Below are 19737 nucleotides of genomic sequence, written 5' to 3' on the forward strand. Positions count from 1 at the left end.
CGGCGTCAGCGGGGCCCCGGCCTCAACCGCCAGCGGGTGCGCAGCGCCGCGGCGTCCTCCGTCCCGGTCCGTGCCGTGCCGGACGCCGCGTGGGCGGGGCCGGCGAGAGCCAGGGGCAGCGTCGCCGCCGCGCCCAGGGCGGCCGCACCGGTCAGGACGGTGCGCCGGGCGGTGCCTGGGTTCGCCATGCCGCCTCTCACGGAAGGTGTCGGGTCACGAAAGGCGTCGGCCGGCGGGAGGTCTCGGCTCACGTCGGCTCACAGAAGGTGTCGGCGGTCGACGGCGGCGGCGAGCGCCGCGTGACCGGAAGGGCCAGGATGCAGACCGTCGCCGCTGTCGTGGGCGGGGAGCATCCGGGACGGGCGGTCCGGGTCGCGCAGCGCGGCGTCGAAGTCGGCCACGCCGTCGAAGATCCGACCGGTGCGCACGGCCCGGTTGATGTGCCCGCGGACCGCGTCCAGCTCGGGCGACCAGCGGGTCCACCCCTCGAACGGGGTGATGGTGGCGCCCACCACCCGCAGCCCGGCGCCCCGGGCGCGCAGCGCCACCTGCCGGTAGCCGGCCAGGACCTGGTCCGGACCGCTCTGGCCCGGCGGCTGCTGGAGGTCGTTGACACCCAGGTGGACGAGCACCGTCCGCAGTCCCGGCAGCCCGAGTACGTCACGGTCGAAGCGGGCCTGGCCGCCGGGCCCGAAGCGGACGTCGTCGAGCAGCAGCCGGTTGCCGCTGATGCCGAGGTTGGCGACGGCCGTACCGGGCAGCCGCCGCGCCAACTGGTCGGGCCACCGCAGATCGGCGTCGTCGGGCGTGCCGACACCCTCCGCGATGGAGTCGCCGAACACCGCGAGGACCGGGCCGCGCGCCCCGGTGGTCTCCACCCCGGTCAGCAGGAGGACCGACTTGGTGCGTACCCCGTTGACGGTGTGCCAGGCATGGGTGTTGCGGTGGAAGGAGAGCGGACCGGTCGGGCCGGGGACCCGCGTCCGCACCTCCAGCCGCGCCCCGTCCGCTACCCGCAGCCCCGCGACGGGGTCACTGGTCAGACTGGCGCCCGCCGCCAGCCACTCCTGGCTCCGCCCGGCGAAGGTCACCGGGCGGCCGTCCGCGGTCACCGGGCCGACCAGCACCGGCGCGGTCCCGAAGATGTTCGCGTACCGCAGCCGGACCGCGCCTCCGGCCGACAGCCGCAGCACGGCCGTGCAGTCCCCGTCGGTCAGCCCGGCGTACGCCACCGGGTCGGCGGCGGTCGGCGCGGTCTGGGCGGTGGCCCAGGACGTCGTCCAGCGGGAACGCGCGGGGCCGGTCGTCCCCGCCGCGCGCGCGTCCGTCGCCGTGGCGGCGACCGCGGCGGCCCCGGCTGCCGCCGCCGCGTAAAGAACCCCGCGTCTCGCGGGCCCTCGGCCGCTCACTGCGGGCCCACACCGGTCGGGTCGCAGGAGCTGCCGTACGTGCCCACGGCGTCGCCGCCGGTGTTGCCGCTCATGGTGTTGGAGCAGACGGGGCCCTGCGGGGTGCGCATGAACTTGATGCCGCCGCCCGCGTTGCCGGTGATGGTGTTGCCGTAGACGGAGGTCGCGGTGCCGTCCGTCGCGGTGTCACCGCCGAGCCGGACGCCCGCGCCCACGTTGTCGTGGACGGTGTTGCAGCGGAAGATGTTGCCGCTGCCCCGGGCGTCGAGCCCGCCGGAGCTGGGGTCGCGCTGGCCGCTGCAGTCGTTGTGCTCTCCGTAGTTGTTCGTCGCGTTCTCCTTCACGTCCACGCACTCGTTGCCCCGCGTGACGATGGTGTTGTGGTGGATGCGGTTGTTCCGGCTGACGTCGGGCGCCGTGTCCGGAGCCCCGTTGGAGCCCTGCTGCTCGGGGGCCGTACCGAGGTAGATCCCCTCGCCGTTCTTCCCGCCCCCGTCGAACACGAAGTCGGCGACCCCGCAGTCCCTGATGGTGTTGTCGTCCACCTCGGCGCCCGCGACGAGGTGGCGCAGCCGCAGGCACTCGTCGGCCGCGTTCTTGAGGGCCATGCCGGTGACGCGCAGGCCGCCGACCCCGTTCCCGGGAGTTGTGCTCATGACATAGACGAGTTTGGGCCGGTAGCCCGAGACGTCCGAGGCCGACCCGTGCAGTCCGTCCACGGTGAAGCCGCTGAGCGTCGTGCTGTCATGCCGGACCTGGATGATCCGGGCGTCGCCCGCGCCCTTCACCGAGGCGTTCGACGGACCGGTGATGGTGACCCCGGCCCGCGCGGTCACCACGTCCTGCCGGTAGGCGCCCGGGGCCAGGTTCACCACCGCGCCCGACGGGGCCGGATCGACCGCCTTCTGGACCGTGGCCAGCGGGGCGCCCGCCGACGTACCGGAGTTCGCGTCGCTCCCGGACGGCGACACGTAGTACGCGCTCGCCGCCTCGGCGGCGGCCGACGGAGTGGTCACGACGAGCGGGGCGAGGCCGGCGACGAGCGCGGTGCGCGGAAGTCGGGTCATGAGGTGTGCCTCCTGGGATCGGCGAAGGACAGGGCGAGCAGGACCGGAACGCTCGGGCCGAGCAGCAGTGGCCCCAGCGGTACGACGAGGGAGAGCAGGACGGCGGAGATCACCGCGCCGAGCAGGGCGGTGCCCCGGGCCGGGGGCCCGAAGTCGAGCGCCGGCGCCCCGGCCGACCAGGACCGGATGCCACCGTCCGGGTCCCGGCCCGCCACGGCCGCGAGCGCCACATGGTGGATCACGAACGCCGCCGCGACACCCACCTGCGCGGCCAGCAACGGGAACGTCCACGCCTCCGAACGGTTCAGCAGGGATACGGTGTTGGCGGCCAGGACGCCCGCGACGGCCGTGGACGGCAGACCGTGGAGCCACAGCGCGCCAGCAACCGCCGAAGGGGGCCTGCGTGTCGGTGAAGCAGCGGCTGTCCCCGTCCACCCGCCGCCGCTGGAGCGCGCGGCCCATCGCGGCGAGTGCCGGCAGCCAGGTCACCACGCCCAGCGCCAGCAGCGTGAACGCGGCCCCGGCGGCGGCCGGGTAGGCGACGAACTCCAGTCGGCGCAGCAGCGTCGGCCGGCCCGACGGGGTGGCTTCCGGAACGGGCGGCGACGCCACCGCCCCGGCGAGAGGGGTCCCCATGATCTACCCGACCTTCCTGTGTGCGGATCCGTTACGTCCAGGAGTACCCGGCCCGCCGCCACGACGTACGGGGCTCCGGCGGCGGTGAGCAGGAACTGGGCCGCAACGCCGCCCGCGCCCGCGTCCCCACCCCCGCCCGCGTCCTCGCCCGCGCGGGCGGGCGCGCAGGCGGACGCGGTGACGTGAGGGCGCGGCCGCCGCGGCGGTGCGAGGGGCGCCGGCTGCCGACGCCCCTCCCCGTTCGGGCGTGAGCTCAGTCCGCCGATGGCACCCAGCCGGTCGCCTCGATCCGGCCGGCGTCCCGGGGCCGTTCCGCGTCGAAGACCGTGCGGAGGCCGTCGCGGACCCGCAGCCCGTCCACGTAAGCGCCGCGTCCCACGTACCGCTGGTCGGTGGCGTAACGCCACCGCAGGCGTACGTCCCGGCCGCGCCAGGGCGTCAGGTCCGCCTCAAGACGGTGCCAGACGCGCCCCGACCAGCCGGTGACCGAGCCGGCCGGATGCGGCTGCGGATCCGGCCGGCGACCCGGTCCCGGACGTACGGTGGCGAACGGCACCGGCTGCCAGTCCTGGCCACCCGCCGACGCCTCCAGGAAGAGATGGTCGGCGGCCGGTTCGGTGTCCCACCACAGGGCGCACTCCAGGCGGGCCCGTGTGGAGGCCAGACGCAGGGCGGGCAGGGTGAGGGTGGCGGTGGACGCGCTCGCCATCCCGGAGAACCAGGCGGTGCGCCCCCGTTCGGGCCGGACCGGAACGGCCCGCGCCAGCTGGTTGGCGGCCGCCACCCGGGGCGCACTGCCCGAGCGCCAACTCCGCACCGGGTGAACGGAGTTGCCCAGCACGATGAGGAAGGTGTCGGTCGACGGGTCGAGCACCAGGCTGGTCCCGGTGAATCCGGTGTGCCCCGCACTGCGCGGGGTCGCCATCGCGCCCATGTACCAGTGCTGGTAGAGCTCGAAACCGAGGCCGTGCTCGTCGCCCGGGAACGGGGTGTTGAAGTCGGTGAACAGCAGGTCGACGGAGTCCGCGGACAGGACGCGGGAGCGGCCGTACACCCCGCCGTTGAGGAGGGTCCGGGCGAGGATCGCGAGATCCCAGGCGCAGGAGAACACCCCGGCGTGGCCCGCCACCCCGTCCAGACTGTAGGCGTTCTCGTCGTGCACCTCGCCCCAGACCAGCCCGCGGTCGAGCCCGGACCACGGGGGCCGGGCGTCCTCGGTCGCCGCGATCTTCGGCTTCCAGGAGGCGGGCGGATTGAAGCGGGTGCGGCGCATCCCCAGCGGGGCGGTGATCTCGTCACGGAGCAGGGCGTCCAGCGGGCGGCCCGTGATCTTCTCCAGGATCAGTTGCAGCGAGATCAGGTTGAGGTCGGAGTAGAGATACGCGCTGCCCGGGGTGCTCGCCGGGACCTCCTCCCACAGCATCCGGAGCTTCCCCTCCCGGGTCGGCTCCTCGTACAGCGGGATCCAGGACCGGAACCCCGAGGTGTGGGTGAGTAGTTGGCGGACGGTGATGTCCTGCTTGCCGCCGCCCGCGAAGTCCGGAAGGTACGAGGCGACCGTGGCCTCCAGCTCCAGCGCCCCGCGTTCGATCTGCTGGACCGCCAGGAGCGAGGTGAACAGCTTGGAGATCGAGGCCAGGTCGAAGACGGTGTCCTCGGCCATCGCGATCTGCTGGTCCGCCGGGAACTCCACCCCGGTGTCGGTCTTCTCGTCGTACGCGGCATAGCGCACCGCCTTCCCGATCGGCCGGTGCAGCGCCACCGTCCCGCCCCGCCCGGCGAGCAGGACCGCGCCCGCGTACCAGGGGTGGGCGGGGGAGTCGGCGAGGTACGCCTCGGCATCCCTGACGAGCTGGTCCAGCGGTCCCTGGAGCAGTCCGGCGCGCGCCGCGCTTCCGTACCGCAGTGTGGGCCGGTGTGCCCCTGATCCCATGCCCGCTCCCGTGCCGCCCGCTCCCTGCGCCGCTCCCGCGCCCGGCCCGCCGCGCGGGGCCGCTCCCGCCGGCGGGAGCGGCGTCAGCGCGAGTGCGCCGCCCACCGCCAGTATCCCGCCGCCGAGTCTCCGCCGGGGGATGCCGCTCCCGGCGGAGGCGCCCTCGCCGTGCGTGCCCCGGCCGCCCGCCGTCCGCCCGTGGTCCCGCGTGTCCCCGGTCATCCGCAACTCCTCCCCGCGCCCGGCGTCCGGTCACCGGGCCGCGCCCGTACGTCCGGAGCCGCGCGAAAGTAACTTTCGAAGTCTGGTCGAGCAGTGAAAGTTCCTGCCGACGGAGAGATTACTGTCAGCTCCGGGTTTCCGGGCGGGGTCAGGGTCGCAAAGAATCTGACCCTGCGTCAGGGAAGCTCTTTCCCCGGCCGTCGTGCGGCGGCATTTCAGGTCGCGGCGATGCGGCTCTCAGCAGCCGGGGTGGAGAGGTTGCCGGCGCGTCACCCGCTGGGTGAGGGGCAGGGTCTCCCGATGGCGGGAATCTCGCCCCACCCACCCGGAAGACCTCGACGTGCCTGACGCTACTGCCTTCTCCTGCCTGGACGGTTTCCGCCTGGAGGTCACCGGTCAGTTACTGGAGCCCCGTCGCGCCGTGCCCGCGTGCAGGGCGGTCGAGCCGGACGGTTGGTGCCGACGGTGAGGGCGCGTGTGCGAGCCGACGCGGGACGCCCTGGCAGCCAGGATGGCCCTGACCTGGAACCAGCAGGCCGCCGCCATGCGGGCCTGCCGGGCACTGACCGGATCGGTCGACGTGCACCGCGTGCTCACCTTCGGCCCGGCCCTGGACCACCCCCGTCGGAGCACGGTGTGACCGGCGGGACCTCAGCCCGGTCCCTGCTGCTCATCGACCGGATCGCCGCCGACACCCCGTACCACGCGGGCAAACACCAACGTCACGGCATGAACGTCCAGGTCCTCACCGATCCCTTCGGGCGGCTGCTGCGGGCCTCACCCGCCCTGCGCGGTTCGACCCACGCTCCGACCGCCGCCCGCACCCACGGCATCGTCGACGAGCTGACCGGCGCCGGCCTCACATGCGGGGCCGACAAGGCGTATCAAGGTGCCGGTGACTCCATCCGAGTACCCTCTCCGCGGCCGCCGGCTCAAGCGGTCACAGCGCGCCGCCACAACAGCACGCACACCAAGATCCGCTGCCTCGGCGAGCAGGCCATGGCCACCCTGAAGGGCTGGTGCCTCCTACGAAAGCTCCGTCGCAGCACCAACCGCATCGCCGCGATCGTCCCAACCGCCCTCGTCCTTCAACACGCCTCGGCGTGAGGCTGGAAAGGCTCCGTCATTGACGGCGGGCGAAGTGGCCGTAGACGGTTTGGTGGGGCGGGAAGTCGTGGGGCAGGTAGCGCCGGGGAATTCCGCCGCAGTCCACGTACTTCGCGCTATATATGGCTCTTTGTCGTTTTGTGCGCACCAGCAACCCGAAACGGCCCGCCAGCGGTGCTGGCGAGCCGTCAGGAAAGGCCGAGGCTGGGAAGTGGGGATTTCGGGTCTGTCAGCTCCCGCCTTTCAGCGCCCGCATGTTCACCGATTCGATCGCGCACCGCGACCAGTCCAGCTCGCGGTGGGCACCGAGGTCGTCCCGGATCAGGCGGTGCAGCTCGGCCCACACCCGGGCCCTGGACCACTCGGTGAAACGGCGGTGCGCGGTCGGTCCGGACGGCCCGAACACCGGTGGCAGCTGCCGCCAGGCGCACCCGGTGGTGGCCACGAAGATGATCGCGGCGAGTACCTCCCGGTCGCCGTACCGCCGCCGGCCTCCGCCCTGCGGCCGCGTCGGCGCCGACGGCACCACTCGTATGAATAATTCCCACAACTCGTCCGGCACCAGCCGTTTCACCACTTCAATGCCTCCCACAGCAAAGCGACGATCACACCAGGCGAGACCAGCTCGAGCAGTAGGCCGGGCCCGTGGTCGGTGGCGTTCGATCAGCGAAGTCTCCGTGATCATTCCCAGCGGAAGAGTGCGGAAGCCACAGCGAGGCCGAGCACCGTGGTGACTCCGAGGCTGGCCCAGTTCTCCCAGGCCACGGTTTCGCCCACCCATGTGGACTGGAAGGCCTCGACGGCAGCACCGAAGGGGAGCCAGGAGCCGACTTCGGCCAGCCGCTCGGGCAGGTTCTCCATGGGGCCGAACATGCCGCCGAGTGCGGCCATACCGAAAAAGCCGATCAGGCCCATGGCGACCGCCGCGTTGGGTGTCGGAGCCACTGATGCCACGATCATGCCCACGGAGTACATCGTCAGACACAGGGCGAGCAGGACCAACACAGCCACCAGCACATCGTCGGGCAGGGCGGTGTCGAAGAACTGGAGCGCGATACCGAGGGCGATGGCGATACCGAAGAGCATCTGGAGGAAACTGACCACGATCTGAGCCACCAGCACCATCGCAGGAGACGCCGGCGTGACCGCCAGTCGGCGGAGTACTTTGGTCTTGCGGTAGGTGGCCAGGTAGCCGGGGAAGTTCATCACCGCGATCATGGTCACAACCAGGGCCAGGACCACTGGCACCGCGTGATAGTCCATAACGGTGACACCGGCCCGGAGCTCTTCATCGGGGTTTTCCAGCGAGAGGCCGTTCATCACCAGGAGCAGTACAGGAACAGCTAGTGGAATGATGACGTTCGCGGGGTCCCGGGTGACCATCCTCGCCTCGGCCTGGATCATCCGCAGTCCCGCTCGGAGCCCTGGCCGACGAGCGCGGACAGGAGGTGTCGTCGTGGTGGTAGTGGTCATCAGTAGTCTTCCTCCTCGTCCAGAAGCGCCTTGCCGGTCAGCTGCACGAAAGCGTCTTCCAAGGTGGCCGCCGAAGCCTGTGCTTTGAGTTCCGCCGGGGTGCCCCGAGCGATGACGCGTCCGGCATCGATGATCAACACCCGGTCACAGAGCCGTTCCACCTCGTCCATGGCGTGGCTGATCAGGATCACCGTCTGATCCTTCAGCGACTCGATGGTCGCCCACACCCGGCGTCGCGCCTTGGGGTCCAGCCCGGTGGTGAGCTCGTCGAGGATGACTACTTGAGGCTGACCGATCAGCGCCAGGGCGATGGAGAGCCGCTGCTTCTGTCCCCCGGAGAGCCTGCTGAACCTGGTCTTGGCCTTGTCCTGCAGCTCCACCATGGCGAGGGCCTGGTCGGCGTCCAGGGGGTTGGGGTAGAAGCTGCGGTAGAGATCCACCAGCTCACGAGCGGTCAGGGCATCATGCAGGTTGGCCTCCTGAAGCTGGACGCCGAGCACCTGACGCACCTCGGCCGCGTTGCTGAAGGGATCCATGCCCAGGATCCGCACGCTGCCCTTCGTGGGCCGGCGCAGCCCGGCAATCATCTCGACGGTCGTGGTCTTTCCGGCCCCGTTGGTTCCCAGCACACCGAAGGTCTCCCCTACAGGCACCTGCAGGCTGATGTCGTCGACTGCTGTCTTGTTCTTGTACCGCTTGACCAGATGCTGGGCATCGATGGCCAGAGGCCTGGTTTCGCCGCTCATACTGATCAGTCTTCTGCGCCTGAGCTGCCGCAGGCAGGTGCCGACAGTCATGACCTCGACCATGACTTTCGGCACCTGCGGGCCGTCCCCGGGCTCAGGTAGGCTCGATCGCTATGATCCACACCCCGGTCACCGTGGCCGTCGGCCACAAGGACGGACGCCGCGCCGACGACTTCGCTCGGCATGTGATTGTGGGGCTCAGTCTGGTCATTGGCGTGCTCACCCTGGCCATGGATGAACTCGCGATGCCGGCCTGGGCATGGTCCGCCATTCTGGCGGTGTGGTTCGCCGCCACGAACCTGTCGGTCAGCCCACTGCCCGGCCGCACCGGCCGGCTGCTGTTCTACGGGTGTGCTGTGCTCACCTCCTGGGTGCTGCTGATGACCGTGTCGTCCAGCGGCAGCATGGTCGTGACGCTGCTGATCGTGATTGCCGCCATGGGCACCTACCTGGTACCGATGGGGTGGGTGCTCTGTGTGGTGCTGCTGAACTGCCTGGCGACCTCTGCGTACGCTTGGTCCGCCGGCGCGGATCTCATCAAAACAATCGCGTCTGCGGTCTTCTATCTCATCGTTCATCTGGCCGTAGTCTCCACCGCCTACGCGATGTCGCGAGAAGCCCTGCTCCGGGCCGAAATGGAGCAGAAGAATCTGGAACTGGAAGCGGCAGGAGTGCTGCTGGAAGAATCCGCCGCCGCCTCCGAACGGCTGCGCATCTCCCGGGAGCTCCACGATTCACTCGGCCATCAGCTCACTGTGCTCAGCCTGGAGCTGGCGGCTGCTCAGCACCGCCTGGAGAAGGAGGCCGCCCAGCACGGCGAAGGCCCTGCCGTGCTGGAACATCTCCGGCGTGCCGGGAGTATGGCCAAGGACGTGCTCGCCGATGTGCGCAGCACAGTCGGGGAGCTGCGGGTGCCCAGCCAGGCTGACCTGCAGCAGGACTTGGAACGGCTGGCCCGCGCCGTGCCCAGCCTGGAGATACACGTAGAGGTTGACGCCGAGGTGGATGCCGACGAAGAGAAAACAGCAGTTCTGATACGCGTGGCCCAAGAGATCATCACCAATACCATCAAGCATGCCGGGGCCGCTGAACTGGCACTCACGGTGAAATGGGAGGACGGCACGCTGACCCTGAGCGGCATCAATGACGGCGCTACGCCACGTAACATCACCATGGGAAACGGCCTCACCGGGCTGAAAGAGCGCTTGAAGCCGCTCGGCGGACACCTGACCGTCCGCACCACACCACAGTTCACCGTGGAGGCCCGGCTGCCGACGACACATGATCGGCGACTGCAGAAGTGACAGACTCCGCTCCGCGCGTACTGGTGGTCGATGACCAGACCCTGGTCCGCCAGGGTATCCGCACCCTGCTTGAGCTTGCCGGCATCGAAGTGATCGGTGAGGCATCCGACGGTGCCGAGGCACTTCAGGCATGCGCTGCCCACAGCCCCGATGTCGTCCTGCTCGACCTCCAGATGCCGGTCTATGATGGGCTCTGGTTTCTCAAGAAGCAGTACGAGCAGGGGATCGAGATTCCTGTTCTGGTGCTGACCACCTTCGACGACGACGCCCTGGTTCTCGACGCCATGCGCGCCGGGGCCAAGGGATATCTCCTCAAGGACGTCACGGTCGTCCAGCTTGCCCATGCCGTTGAGTTGCTGGCCTCCGGCGGTACGTTCATCGGCCCCTCCCTTACCGATCGGCTCGTGCGGTTCATCCGGTCCGGAGCACAGCCCAGCGGCGCCGCCGGGGTCGTCGTCGAAGACCTCACAGACCGTGAGCTCGAGGTATTGCGGTTAGTGGCCGAAGGCTACTCCAACAGCCAGATCGCCGAACTGGTGCGCTTGGCCGAGGGCACGGTGAAGAACTACATCTCCTCCATTCTGCTGAAGCTCGGAGCCCGTGACCGCACCAACGCCGTACTACGAGCTATTCGCGAAGGAATACTTGGCTAAGGGCTGTCCCGTAAGTTGCGGGCGCTTACAGCCCGGTGGTCAGCCGAAGATGATCTCAACGTCTTTGTCCAAGCAGAACTTCATGACGGTGACCAGCTGGCGGGTGTCATCGATGCGTCGTTCGAGAACGGTGTCGCTGCCATCGTGTTGCCGCTCATCGATGATGGCTTCCAGCCGGGGCAGCATGGCCGCGCATTGAGCGGGCGTGAGGTCCGGACCATCGTCATCTGGATGGTCGAGTAGTGGTGCCAGCGTAGTGGAGACGCTGCTCCACGAGCGGTCTCCGTCGAAGCCGTGCATCTCGGAGAGGGTGAACCCCTCGGCCTGGGCCAGCCACTCCCTGAACATGTTGAAGCCGGTGTAGGACCAGGAGATGTCCGGGCTGGTCACATCGTCGTCTCCGGGGAAGAGTACGAGCCCCATCATGTCCTCCTAGTTTGTCCGGTGCTCAGGATCAGCCGTTGGGGGGCGTGTCGGCAACTGAGATGATTTACCGCATGGTTGGTGTGATCACGTCGTCGCAGTCGTCCTGGATAGCTCCATTCACCGGGCTGACGCCACGCGCATTCGGCAAGTTGGTGACCGCACTGCGCCGCGAGGGAGCCGACGCGCCGCTCCGGGGTCGGCCCTGGCGGCTTTCGCTGGAGGATCGGGTGCTGCTCGTCGTGGCCTACTGGCGAACGAACTTGACGTTGCGCCAGCTGGGCCCGCTGTTCGGGGTCTCGAAGTCGGCCGCTGACCGGGTCATCGACCATCTGGGACCACTGCTGGCGCTCCAGCCTCGGCGGCGCTTCGCGAAGGACTCCGTGCTCATCGTGGACGGCTCCCTGGTGCCCACCCGGGACCACACGATCGCGGAAAAGTCCAAGAACTACCGGTACTCCACCAACCACCAGGTCGTTATCGACGCCGACACGCGGCTCGTCGTTGTGGTTGGCCGACCGCTGCCGGGCAACCGCAACGACTGCAAGGCGTGGGAGGAATCCGGGGCCCAGTCCGCCGTTGGCAAGACCACGACAATGGCCGACGGCGGCTATCCGGGCACCGGGCTCGTGATGCCGCACAGACGCCAGGCCGGCGAGAGCCTGCCCGAGTGGAAGCAGGAGCACAACCGCTCGCACAAAGAGGTTCGCGCCCGCGTCGAGCACACCTTCGCACGGATGAAGACGTGGACGATCCTGCGGGACTGCCGCCTGAAGGGTGACGGCGTCCACCACGCCATGCTCGGCATCGCCCGCCTACATAACATCAACCTCGCAGGATAGACGGACAGTTATCACCACGATCAACCGCAATCATCCCGAGTAAAGATCACTTACGGGACAGCCCTTAGTAGTGCGGGTTGTGGCGCTATGCCTGTCGTGTCATCGCTCAATAGGGTGACGGTAAGGGATTGTTGCTGTCGCTGTCTGATCTCCAGTGGGGTCAGGTAGCCCCAGTCGGGTGTTCTCGCAGCCGCTTTCGGCTGTAGAGGTTCTCGACGCAGGCGAAAATCTCGGCGCGGGCGGTGGCCCGGTCAGGCCGGCGGCGTATGCCGATCTCCTCCTTCTGGACCGGTCGGAGCGCGCGATGCGGCCGTTGCCTTCTGCCCGCCCCTCGGTCGACGACCAGGCTCGCCCGGCGGTGATCGGCCGTCGAGCAGCCGACGATCTTGAGGGTGGCCGGTCCAGCCAGGTCGCCAGGCAGAGCCGGCCCTCGTCGCGAAGGTCGGAGCGTTCGTATGGTGTGCCGGCGTGGAACTTGTCGGGCCGGTGATGCCGGCCCGACAAGGGTGAACACTGTTTCATCAGGGGTGTTCTGCGTCGCGGCGCCCTGCGGAATCGGACAGCCTCTCCCCAGGTCCACTGATGACCTTCAAGACGTCAAGCGCGGTCAGGGGCGTCTGAACTCGAACATGCTGACGTCCAGGCTCAGGATTCCGTGCTCATCGGCGGCCGCCTTGACCGCGGGAGTCAAGCCGATGAGAGCAGCCGGGATCTGGACCGGCTCGGTACGCAGTTTCCGGCCCACGAATCCAGCCTCGGCGGCGATGCGCTCCAGCTCGGGTGCGTCGCCCACTGCCTCGTTCGCACCCATGTAGATCCTGCCGTCCTGGGCCAGGAACTCTCCCACGTGCCGGAAGAACCGGCGGTGCATCATAAATCCCGGGTCCAGCGCCGCAGCTTCGGCCCCCATGCTGTGCTCCCGCCCGTTCGACATCTTGATCTGCGGTGGGTTCGAGAAGATCATGTCGAACTTCGCACCGCTGTCGAGAGCGTCGAACACGTCACTGGTGTACGCCGTCACGAGGTCGGACACGCCGTGCCTCTGGGCGTTGAGGAGGGTGTTCTCCGCCGCGCGAGGGTTGATGTCCAGGCCCACCACCGACGCACAGCCGTGTTGTGCGGCAACGACACAGGTCATGCCCGCACCACAGCCCACCTCAAGGAATCGACTGCCCGCGGTGAACGGCAACCACGTGGTGAACAGCCGGGTCACCGGATCCGGCGGCCACACGTCGGGCAGTACCTCCCAGTGCTTTCCGAGCAGGTACGTCGTGGACCGCTTCTTCGGCCGCGAGTCCATCTCCGACAGCAACCAAGCGCCGATCTCCTCGGCGAGTGTCTTCTCCACTGCAATCTCCTTCTGTATTCCGTCACCGGTCCAACGTTGACAACCGAACGTCAGCCCCTTCGGACGAGGGCACGCATGCTGATCAGAAGCCCCAGCCCACACCACGCGGCCACGATGAACGCGTCCTGCCACCCCGTGCTGAAGGTGTCCGACAACAGACCCGCGCGGATCATGTCGGCGGCCGATTGGATCGGGAGTACCTCATGGACCGACTGGAGCCACGAGGGGAACCGGCTCTCCGGAGATATGACCGGCGAGAACAGCAGCACGAAGAACACCAGCACCTGGGAGAGAAGTTGGGCCGGTATCGGGCGCAGCATCACGCCCATCGCGTAACCGATGGAAATCGCCATCAACGCAACCAGAACCGATGCCCCCACCAGCAGGGGCCAGTTGAACGAAAAGGTGAAGTCATACCGCATCAGCGACACGATCACGGCGACAGCAACGCCAGGCAGCGCCATGACCAGCCATACGATCAGGTCGTTCAACATGAGTAAGCTGCGAGGCACCGGAAGCGCGCGCTGGTACATGAAAGCCCCATTCATGCGCGACTGCGATGTCCCCTGGGGAACCATGACCAACCCGATAGCCATGATCAGCACCGTTGGCGCACCCGAGGACAGGTACTTCGCGGCGGCGGAGTCGAGGTTCGGGATAAGGAGACCCAAGCCGATGATGATGGCGGCGGCGAGGACTGCCTGCGCTACGACGAACAGCGGAAGCATCGCCCCGGTCCCACTCAACGTCCAACGCAGGATGGTCCGATTGATCGCTCCGAAGCTGATGGGCGCCGGGATCTCAACAGCTACTCGCTCACCGGATGCGGCGGCTGTCTGCTCAGACATGGACGGGCTCCTCCACGACGGCTCCGGGTTCGTTGGTGATGGCCAGATATGCGTCCTCGAGAGTGACGGGGGACAAGGCATATCCCTCGATGCGCCGATGCGCGCGAAGTGTGGTGGCCCATGCAACCGCGGCTTCGGCGTCGGTAGCATCGTGGGTGAGCAATACTCGCCGACCGGCGCGTACTCGACGAGTGATGGGAATCGGAACGCCTTCCCCGGACTCGGAAGGGTCTGAGCCGTCCGGGGGCAACGACAACTCAAGCCGCAGGAATGCGTCGCTCGACCCGCGCAGTTGACTCGGCGAGCCGGCAGCGGCGACCTTCCCGTGGTTCAGCACGACGAGTTCGTCCACCACGCGTTCTGCTTCGACCACGTTGTGGGTGACCAGCAGCACTCCGGCCCCTTGGTCCGCGAGTCGGCGAACCGTGTCCCACAAGCGTCGCCGTCGACCGGCGTCAACATCGTTGGTCGGCTCATCGAGGACGTACAGCGGAACCGGTCCGACAGCTGCCATGGCGAATGCCGTCAACCGCCGGATGCCACTGGATATACCCCCGCCATTGGGCATGGCCCGCCGGCCAAGCCATTCATTGATATCCAGCTCGGTGGCCAGCGCCAGCGTCGCTGATTTGGCTTCGGCTCGGGAAAGGCCGCGTAGCCGAGCGACAAGCTCGATCGCCGTAGCGGGAGTTATACCATCGAGCGGTGCCTGACTCTGGGGCTGGAGCGCCACTGCGCGGCGCGCCGTCTTCGGGTTGGCGACGGCATCCACTCCCGCCACCCGGATCGATCCGCTGTCGGGTTTGAGCAGTCCGACGATCTGCGAGACCAGGGTGGACTTCCCGGCTCCGTTGTGTCCGAGCAATCCGACCACTTCGCCGGCCCGGACGCGAAGCCCCACGTTGTCGTTCGCGACGACATCGCCGAACCGTTTCGTGACGCCCCCGACTTCGAGTACTACATCACTCATCGTGATCCTCACGTTCTCATTTTGCACGTGTAGCTCGATGACACTTCCACATCGAGTGGGAGCCTTCGAACGCCGTCAGCAGACCGAATGAAGCTCTTCAAGCGGTACCGTCCGGATCGCCAGTGCGGTGTCATTTTCACAACATTTCGCGACGTAGAAGTCGTCGCCGTGGACCGCCTGCGTCAGAAACGGAGGCTCTTTCCCGGAACGATCGAGACCCTGCGGATGCATGTCATCCACGGACACATTGAACGAGTCCAAGCGCATATGCAGACCCAAGCTGACGTACTTTATGCAAGCCTCTTTCAGCGTCCAGATCCGAGTGAAGCGGCGTGGTCGCTCCTCCTCTGACCCATTCCAGACGTAGGCGTACTCGGAGGGTGTGAACCTGCGGGCGATTCCCATCGGACGCTCATCCACACGCTCGATATCGACCCCGACGGGATTCAGGCTTGTTGCGCACACCACCCATCTGTCCGCATGTGACAGGTTGAAATGAACGTCCAGGTGGTCGGGGAGGAACGGCTTCCCGTACGCGCCCTTCGCTTCGTCGAGTTCGCGCACCGGCACCCCGTGCTGCTTGCTCACCGCATACCGCAGCAACACGCCGGCGGCCAGGCATCGTTTGCGGTCATCGAGGAACAGGTACTTCGCCGCGCGAACGCGTCGCTCTGCCGAGACCGCCGTCTCGAACCATTCGAGGTCCCGGTCCCGCAGACCGCCGATATCAAATGCAAGGACGTCCGGCACCCGTCACCGGATCTCTGGCAGGACCGCGGTTTCACGCCCGCGCTCCGCCGTCCCCTTGCTGCCCGGCGGCAGAGACTCGACCTGGGATTCCATCAGTGACGCCATCGCACTCCGGTGTTCATCAAGGAAGAAGTGCCCACCATCGAACTCCTTGACTTCCAGCGGGTGATCCGTGTAGCGCTGCCACATATCGGTGGTCGCTGTATCGCTGCGGCCCATCATGAGCACTACCGGACAGCGCAGCTTGTCGAAGGTCATATCCTGATACCCTCCCAGCAATCGCAGATCGGCTTCGATGATCGGTGCGAAGTACGTCATGAAGTCCGGGTCCCGCAGGTGTTCCTTGGATACCCCGCCGTAACGGTGGAGAACATCGCGGAAACCTTCGCTCGTATCGAGGTCCGCCACGTGCGCAAAACGTGCCCTGGACGGCGCTGAGGCGCCGGAGCTGAAGAACACCAACGGTGGATTGTCCAGTCGGTCCTGACACAGCCGAGCGACCTCGTAACCGATGACACTGCCCATGCTGTGTCCCCAGATCACATACGTCCGGCGGAATATATCTGCAAATTCTGCAAATATGTTTTCGGCCAGTTCCGCAACTGTGGGAGGCATGGGGATGCGCATCCGCTGCTCCCGGAGCGGATACTGGACAACATTCCAATCGATGGCGTCGGTGAACTCGGTGCGCCACTTGCTGTAGTAGAGCTTGCCGGCGCCGGCGTGCGGGAAGCACAGCATCGGAATCTTTTCCATCTTACTTACCGCCATTCTTCTGTCCATGATCCTGCACATGCTCTGTATCCGCTGCGTCCCAGTCCGGGGCAGAGCGTTTCTCCGTTGTCAGAAATTCGATGTGGGCGGCCAGTGAGGAGATCGAGTTGTGCTCGAAGTAGAGCCGTAGCGGAAGGTTGCGTCCCAACGCTTTGCGCAGCCGGTTGTTGATGGCCAGGAGATTCAGGGAAGTGATTCCGAGCTCAAAGAAGTTCTGGTGGACGTCGACCTTGGAGCTGGAAAGGACGTCGGCCACGATGTCCTGCAGCTGCTGCTCGGCCCACGACGAATCACGGGATCCGGGCGCTTCCTGTTCGGTGCCGGGCTCGAGGCGGAGAGTCTTCAAGCGGTGACGGTCTACTTTTCCGCTCTTGTTGAGCGGTAGGCGGTCAACCGGAACCAGGACGGCGGGAACCATGTAGCCGGCCAGTACGTGTGCCAGCTCCTGCCGAATCCTCTCGGAGGATACGGGCCGGGCGGCAACGTAGTACCCGTGGAGCCGCTTCTCGCCGCCGTTCTCCACTGCAATCACAACGCCGTCCTCGACCGTGTCGAGGGACCGCAGAACGCTCTCGATCTCACCCAGCTCGACCCGGAATCCATCGATCTTGACCTGGTCATCCACACGGCCGAGATAATCGAATGCCCCGTTCGGCAACATCCGGGCGAGGTCGCCGGTGCGGTAGATCCGCTCGCCGGGCAGTGCCGGCGAGGTGACGAACCGGGCATTGTTCAAGTCGGGACGGTTGTGATATCCGGCGGACACTCCTTCTCCCCCCACGCACAACTCACCGATCGCACCGGGAGGAAGCAGGTTGAGGCCGGAGTCGAGGACGTACGCTGTCGAGTGAGCCAGAGCGCGTCCAATGGGGATACGGCTCCCCAGCAGGTCACCCTGGACGATCGCGTGTGTCGTGGAGAAGGCAGTGTTCTCGGTGGGCCCGTACCCGTTGGTGATCCGCAGATCTGGACACGCCCGGCGAGCCTTCGCGATGTGCGGAACAGACAGCGCACTCCCGCCCACCAGCAAGTGATCCAGCGACGCGAAGGTCGTAGGGTCGTGGTCACACAGCTGGTTGAACAGCGGCGATGTGAGCCACATGCTGCGTACCTGGTGCCTTCCGAGCAGCTCGCGCAGCCGGTCGCCGTCGAGAATGTCCAGCTCGTCAGGGAGGACCAGCTTCGCGCCGGCCAGCAGTGTTCCCCACACCTCGAACGTACAGACGTCGAATGCGGGCGAGCTGCTCTGCAGCATGACCTGCTCGCGGTCGAAGTCGAAGTACTTCTGGTCGGAGACCAGGCGCACGATGTTGCGGTGTGTGATCACGCAGCCTTTGGGATCGCCAGTGGATCCCGACGTGTACATCAGGTAAGCGGCGTCTGCCTCGTGACACCACGGGAAAGGGGGAACTTCCTCGGCGGGTTCGTCGACCAGGACCGACTTCACAGACCCCGGGACTTGTTCATTGAAGTCCGGCACCGTGCATACCAAGGGAACGCCCGCGTCGGACAGGATGTACTCGACGCGTGACATGGCGTCCTTCGTATCGATCGGCACGTAATGGCCGCCGATCTTCAGGATTCCGAGCATCGCCGCAATCATGTGCGGTCGGCGGTCCGAAAGGAGACCGATACCCTGCCCGGCGCCCATTCCGAGTTCGCTGAGTTGCCATGCCACGGCATCGGACCAGCGATCGAGCGTGCGATATGTGTACTCCTTGTCGTGCCACACCAGGGCGGTCTCGTCCCCGCGTCTCTCGACGACGTGCTTGAACACGCTGATCAGCGATGAGTCGAGTGGCATCGACGTCAGGGAAGGTGCTGGGTCAGCCGGACCGGATGGACCGGCATGATCCTCGATCGCGATCTCCCGCACGGGAACGATCGGATTGGCGATGCCCGACGACAGCACGCGCACAAGACTGCGCTCCAGCGTCTCCATGAACGTGGACGAGTACCGGTCGGCGTTGTAAGTGAAGGTGACCGCGAAATCGTGACCAGGGTTGACCGTGATCGCGAGGTCATAGCTGGTCCGTTCCATGACATCAACGCCCTCGAACCGCAGGCCACCCGCCCCGTCCCCGCCGAACGTCTGCATCTGATCCGACAGCGGGTAATTCTCGAACGCGATGAAGTGATCCAGCAGATCACTCTTCAGCCGGCTCAGCCGCTGTGTTTCGTAGAGCGGAAAGTACTCGTAAGGGTTGGCTCGCCGGTAGGAGTCGTACACGGTTCGGCACAAGCCGATGAAGTCCTGATCCGCCTGAGTCGTCACCCGCAACGGCTGGGTGTTCACGAACAGGCCGAGCATGTCCTCGACACCTTCGAGGTCGATGCCGCGGCCTGACACGACGGTGCCGAACACCACGTCTTCGGAGTACGTGAACTTCTGCAGTACGACACCCCAGGCCGCCTGGAATACGGCGCTCTGCGTCAGGTGGGCCTGCTGGGCGAACCGCTTCAGGCCGTCGTGGAGTTCATCGGGCAGGGTGAACCGATGGTTGACCCCCCGGTAGCCGTCGGGCTGCTGACCGGGGTGCGGCTGATCCGGGACCAGCGACGCCGCCCGTTCGTAGCCTTCGAGTATGTCCGCCCAGTATTGCTGCGCGTCATCGTCGCGCTGCCGTTCATACCACGTGATGTAGTCGCTGTACGGACGTGATTCGTACTGCTGCTCAAACTCGCCCGACCGAACCAGTTCGGCGTAATAGCGGAACAGCGTGCCGAAGAGCGGACCCAGCGACCAGCCGTCCAGGATGATGTGATGGAAGGTGAAGATCAGGTGCCAGCTTTCCTCGCCGGTCCTGATCAACGTCGCCCGGAGCAGAACATCCCTGGTCAGATCGAATCCGCGGGTGCGGTCGGCCTTCTTGAACGCCGCGATCGACGGTCCGCTCTCGGGCAGCTCGCTGTAGTCGATGACCTCGAGGGTGGGTGCCCACTCCTTGAGAACGATCTGGTACGGCTCGTCGGTGTTCCGGAAGGAGAAGATCGTTCGCAGCACGCTGTAGTGCTGGGACAGTGCACCCAGCGCGGTGCTCAGATACTCGGCGTCCACTGCGCCACTGCCGGCGAAGTCGAACTGCTCCACGTAGGCATCCGTGTTCGTGTCCACGGCGTAGCTGAAGAACATGCTCTTCTGCATGGCCGCCAGGCCTGAAACGGACTGAATGTTCTCTTTTTCAATCATGAACAAACTCCCTGTGTGCACCGTGTCGCATCGTCGTCGGAC

General features: G+C 66.8%; 20 protein-coding genes and 3 pseudogenes. 7 read left to right on the top strand and 16 right to left on the bottom strand.

Annotated elements, in window-relative coordinates; translation table 11 throughout:
* Positions 1 to 5: 5 nt before the first annotated feature.
* From AB0F29_RS11065 to AB0F29_RS11080, 4 genes are all read right to left on the bottom strand, one after another.
* Positions 6 to 188, bottom strand: coding sequence for a hypothetical protein (locus tag AB0F29_RS11065; RefSeq protein WP_361870003.1), 183 nt, complete (start codon positions 186 to 188; stop codon positions 6 to 8).
* A gap of 69 nt (positions 189 to 257) precedes the next feature.
* The gene (locus AB0F29_RS11070; RefSeq protein ID WP_361870005.1) at positions 258 to 1409 is read right to left on the bottom strand and encodes an SGNH/GDSL hydrolase family protein; all 1152 of its coding nucleotides are present in this window, start codon (positions 1407 to 1409) and stop codon (positions 258 to 260) included.
* Positions 1406 to 2476, bottom strand: a complete 1071-nt coding sequence (locus AB0F29_RS11075) for a right-handed parallel beta-helix repeat-containing protein (protein WP_361870007.1) — start codon at positions 2474 to 2476, stop codon at positions 1406 to 1408. The genes AB0F29_RS11070 and AB0F29_RS11075 overlap by 4 nt, the downstream gene beginning before the upstream one ends.
* Positions 2473 to 2754, bottom strand: coding sequence for a hypothetical protein (locus tag AB0F29_RS11080; RefSeq protein ID WP_361870010.1), 282 nt, complete (start codon positions 2752 to 2754; stop codon positions 2473 to 2475). Before AB0F29_RS11080 ends, AB0F29_RS11075 begins: the two co-directional genes overlap by 4 nt.
* Positions 2755 to 2879: 125 nt before the next feature.
* Between AB0F29_RS11080 and AB0F29_RS11085 the strand changes: the two genes are divergently transcribed.
* Positions 2880 to 3014, top strand: coding sequence for a hypothetical protein (locus tag AB0F29_RS11085; protein WP_361870013.1), 135 nt, complete (start codon positions 2880 to 2882; stop codon positions 3012 to 3014).
* A 118-nt stretch (positions 3015 to 3132) separates the two neighbouring features.
* A complete protein-coding gene (locus AB0F29_RS11090) occupies positions 3133 to 3363 on the top strand; it encodes a hypothetical protein (RefSeq protein ID WP_361870015.1) in 231 nt (76 codons plus the stop codon).
* 2 nt (positions 3364 to 3365) lie between these two features.
* Here the strand turns inward: AB0F29_RS11090 and AB0F29_RS11095 are convergent, their stop codons facing one another.
* On the bottom strand, positions 3366 to 5267 hold the full coding sequence (locus tag AB0F29_RS11095) for a serine hydrolase (protein ID WP_361870018.1): 1902 nt from the start codon (positions 5265 to 5267) through the stop codon (positions 3366 to 3368).
* Between the two features lie 475 nt (positions 5268 to 5742).
* Here AB0F29_RS11095 and AB0F29_RS11100 point away from each other — a divergent pair, with 475 nt between their 5' ends.
* Both AB0F29_RS11100 and AB0F29_RS11105 read left to right on the top strand, forming a co-directional pair.
* On the top strand, positions 5743 to 5907 hold the full coding sequence (locus tag AB0F29_RS11100) for a hypothetical protein (RefSeq protein WP_361870021.1): 165 nt from the start codon (positions 5743 to 5745) through the stop codon (positions 5905 to 5907).
* A 23-nt stretch (positions 5908 to 5930) separates the two neighbouring features.
* A pseudogene (locus AB0F29_RS11105) lies at positions 5931 to 6374 on the top strand (transposase family protein); the annotation flags it as partial.
* A gap of 25 nt (positions 6375 to 6399) precedes the next feature.
* On the opposite strand, the pseudogene AB0F29_RS11110 reads toward AB0F29_RS11105, so the two are convergent.
* The 4 genes and pseudogenes from AB0F29_RS11110 to AB0F29_RS11125 form a co-directional block, all read right to left on the bottom strand.
* Positions 6400 to 6483, bottom strand: a pseudogene (locus AB0F29_RS11110) (IS5/IS1182 family transposase); the annotation flags it as partial.
* Between the two features lie 129 nt (positions 6484 to 6612).
* Positions 6613 to 6957, bottom strand: a pseudogene (locus tag AB0F29_RS11115) (transposase); the annotation flags it as partial.
* Positions 6958 to 7055: 98 nt separating this feature from the next.
* Positions 7056 to 7778, bottom strand: coding sequence for an ABC transporter permease (locus AB0F29_RS11120; protein ID WP_361870023.1), 723 nt, complete (start codon positions 7776 to 7778; stop codon positions 7056 to 7058).
* Between the two features lie 68 nt (positions 7779 to 7846).
* A complete protein-coding gene (locus AB0F29_RS11125; RefSeq protein ID WP_361870026.1) occupies positions 7847 to 8644 on the bottom strand; it encodes an ABC transporter ATP-binding protein in 798 nt (265 codons plus the stop codon).
* Positions 8645 to 8706: 62 nt separating this feature from the next.
* Between AB0F29_RS11125 and AB0F29_RS11130 the strand changes: the two genes are divergently transcribed.
* Both AB0F29_RS11130 and AB0F29_RS11135 read left to right on the top strand, forming a co-directional pair.
* Positions 8707 to 9897 carry a sensor histidine kinase gene (locus AB0F29_RS11130; RefSeq protein ID WP_361870029.1) on the top strand — a complete coding sequence of 397 codons (1191 nt, stop codon included), beginning with the start codon at positions 8707 to 8709 and terminating at the stop codon, positions 9895 to 9897.
* The gene (locus AB0F29_RS11135) at positions 9894 to 10550 is read left to right on the top strand and encodes a response regulator transcription factor (protein ID WP_361870031.1); all 657 of its coding nucleotides are present in this window, start codon (positions 9894 to 9896) and stop codon (positions 10548 to 10550) included. Before AB0F29_RS11130 ends, AB0F29_RS11135 begins: the two co-directional genes overlap by 4 nt.
* A 39-nt stretch (positions 10551 to 10589) precedes the next feature.
* Here the strand turns inward: AB0F29_RS11135 and AB0F29_RS11140 are convergent, their stop codons facing one another.
* On the bottom strand, positions 10590 to 10973 hold the full coding sequence (locus tag AB0F29_RS11140) for a hypothetical protein (protein ID WP_265598838.1): 384 nt from the start codon (positions 10971 to 10973) through the stop codon (positions 10590 to 10592).
* 74 nt (positions 10974 to 11047) lie between these two features.
* Here AB0F29_RS11140 and AB0F29_RS11145 point away from each other — a divergent pair, with 74 nt between their 5' ends.
* A complete protein-coding gene (locus tag AB0F29_RS11145; RefSeq protein WP_361870034.1) occupies positions 11048 to 11815 on the top strand; it encodes a transposase in 768 nt (255 codons plus the stop codon).
* A 607-nt stretch (positions 11816 to 12422) separates the two neighbouring features.
* Here AB0F29_RS11145 and AB0F29_RS11150 read toward each other — a convergent pair.
* From AB0F29_RS11150 to AB0F29_RS11175, 6 genes are all read right to left on the bottom strand, one after another.
* Positions 12423 to 13163, bottom strand: coding sequence for a methyltransferase (locus AB0F29_RS11150; RefSeq protein WP_361870036.1), 741 nt, complete (start codon positions 13161 to 13163; stop codon positions 12423 to 12425).
* 50 nt (positions 13164 to 13213) lie between these two features.
* Positions 13214 to 14011, bottom strand: a complete 798-nt coding sequence (locus AB0F29_RS11155; RefSeq protein ID WP_361870038.1) for an ABC transporter permease — start codon at positions 14009 to 14011, stop codon at positions 13214 to 13216.
* Positions 14004 to 14993 (bottom strand): ABC transporter ATP-binding protein, encoded by a 990-nt coding sequence (locus AB0F29_RS11160; RefSeq protein ID WP_361870041.1) that lies wholly within the window; start codon positions 14991 to 14993, stop codon positions 14004 to 14006. Before AB0F29_RS11160 ends, AB0F29_RS11155 begins: the two co-directional genes overlap by 8 nt.
* A gap of 63 nt (positions 14994 to 15056) precedes the next feature.
* Entirely contained in the window at positions 15057 to 15731 is a 675-nt protein-coding gene (locus tag AB0F29_RS11165; protein ID WP_361870043.1) for a 4'-phosphopantetheinyl transferase superfamily protein, read from the bottom strand.
* Positions 15732 to 15734: 3 nt separating this feature from the next.
* Positions 15735 to 16487, bottom strand: a complete 753-nt coding sequence (locus tag AB0F29_RS11170) for an alpha/beta fold hydrolase (RefSeq protein ID WP_361870044.1) — start codon at positions 16485 to 16487, stop codon at positions 15735 to 15737.
* Between the two features lies 1 nt (position 16488).
* Positions 16489 to 19695 carry an amino acid adenylation domain-containing protein gene (locus AB0F29_RS11175; protein WP_361870046.1) on the bottom strand — a complete coding sequence of 1069 codons (3207 nt, stop codon included), beginning with the start codon at positions 19693 to 19695 and terminating at the stop codon, positions 16489 to 16491.
* Between the last annotated feature and the right edge of the window lie 42 nt (positions 19696 to 19737).

Source organism: Streptomyces sp. NPDC026589 (genome assembly GCF_040638385.1).
Classification (GTDB): Bacteria; Actinomycetota; Actinomycetes; order Streptomycetales; family Streptomycetaceae; genus Streptomyces.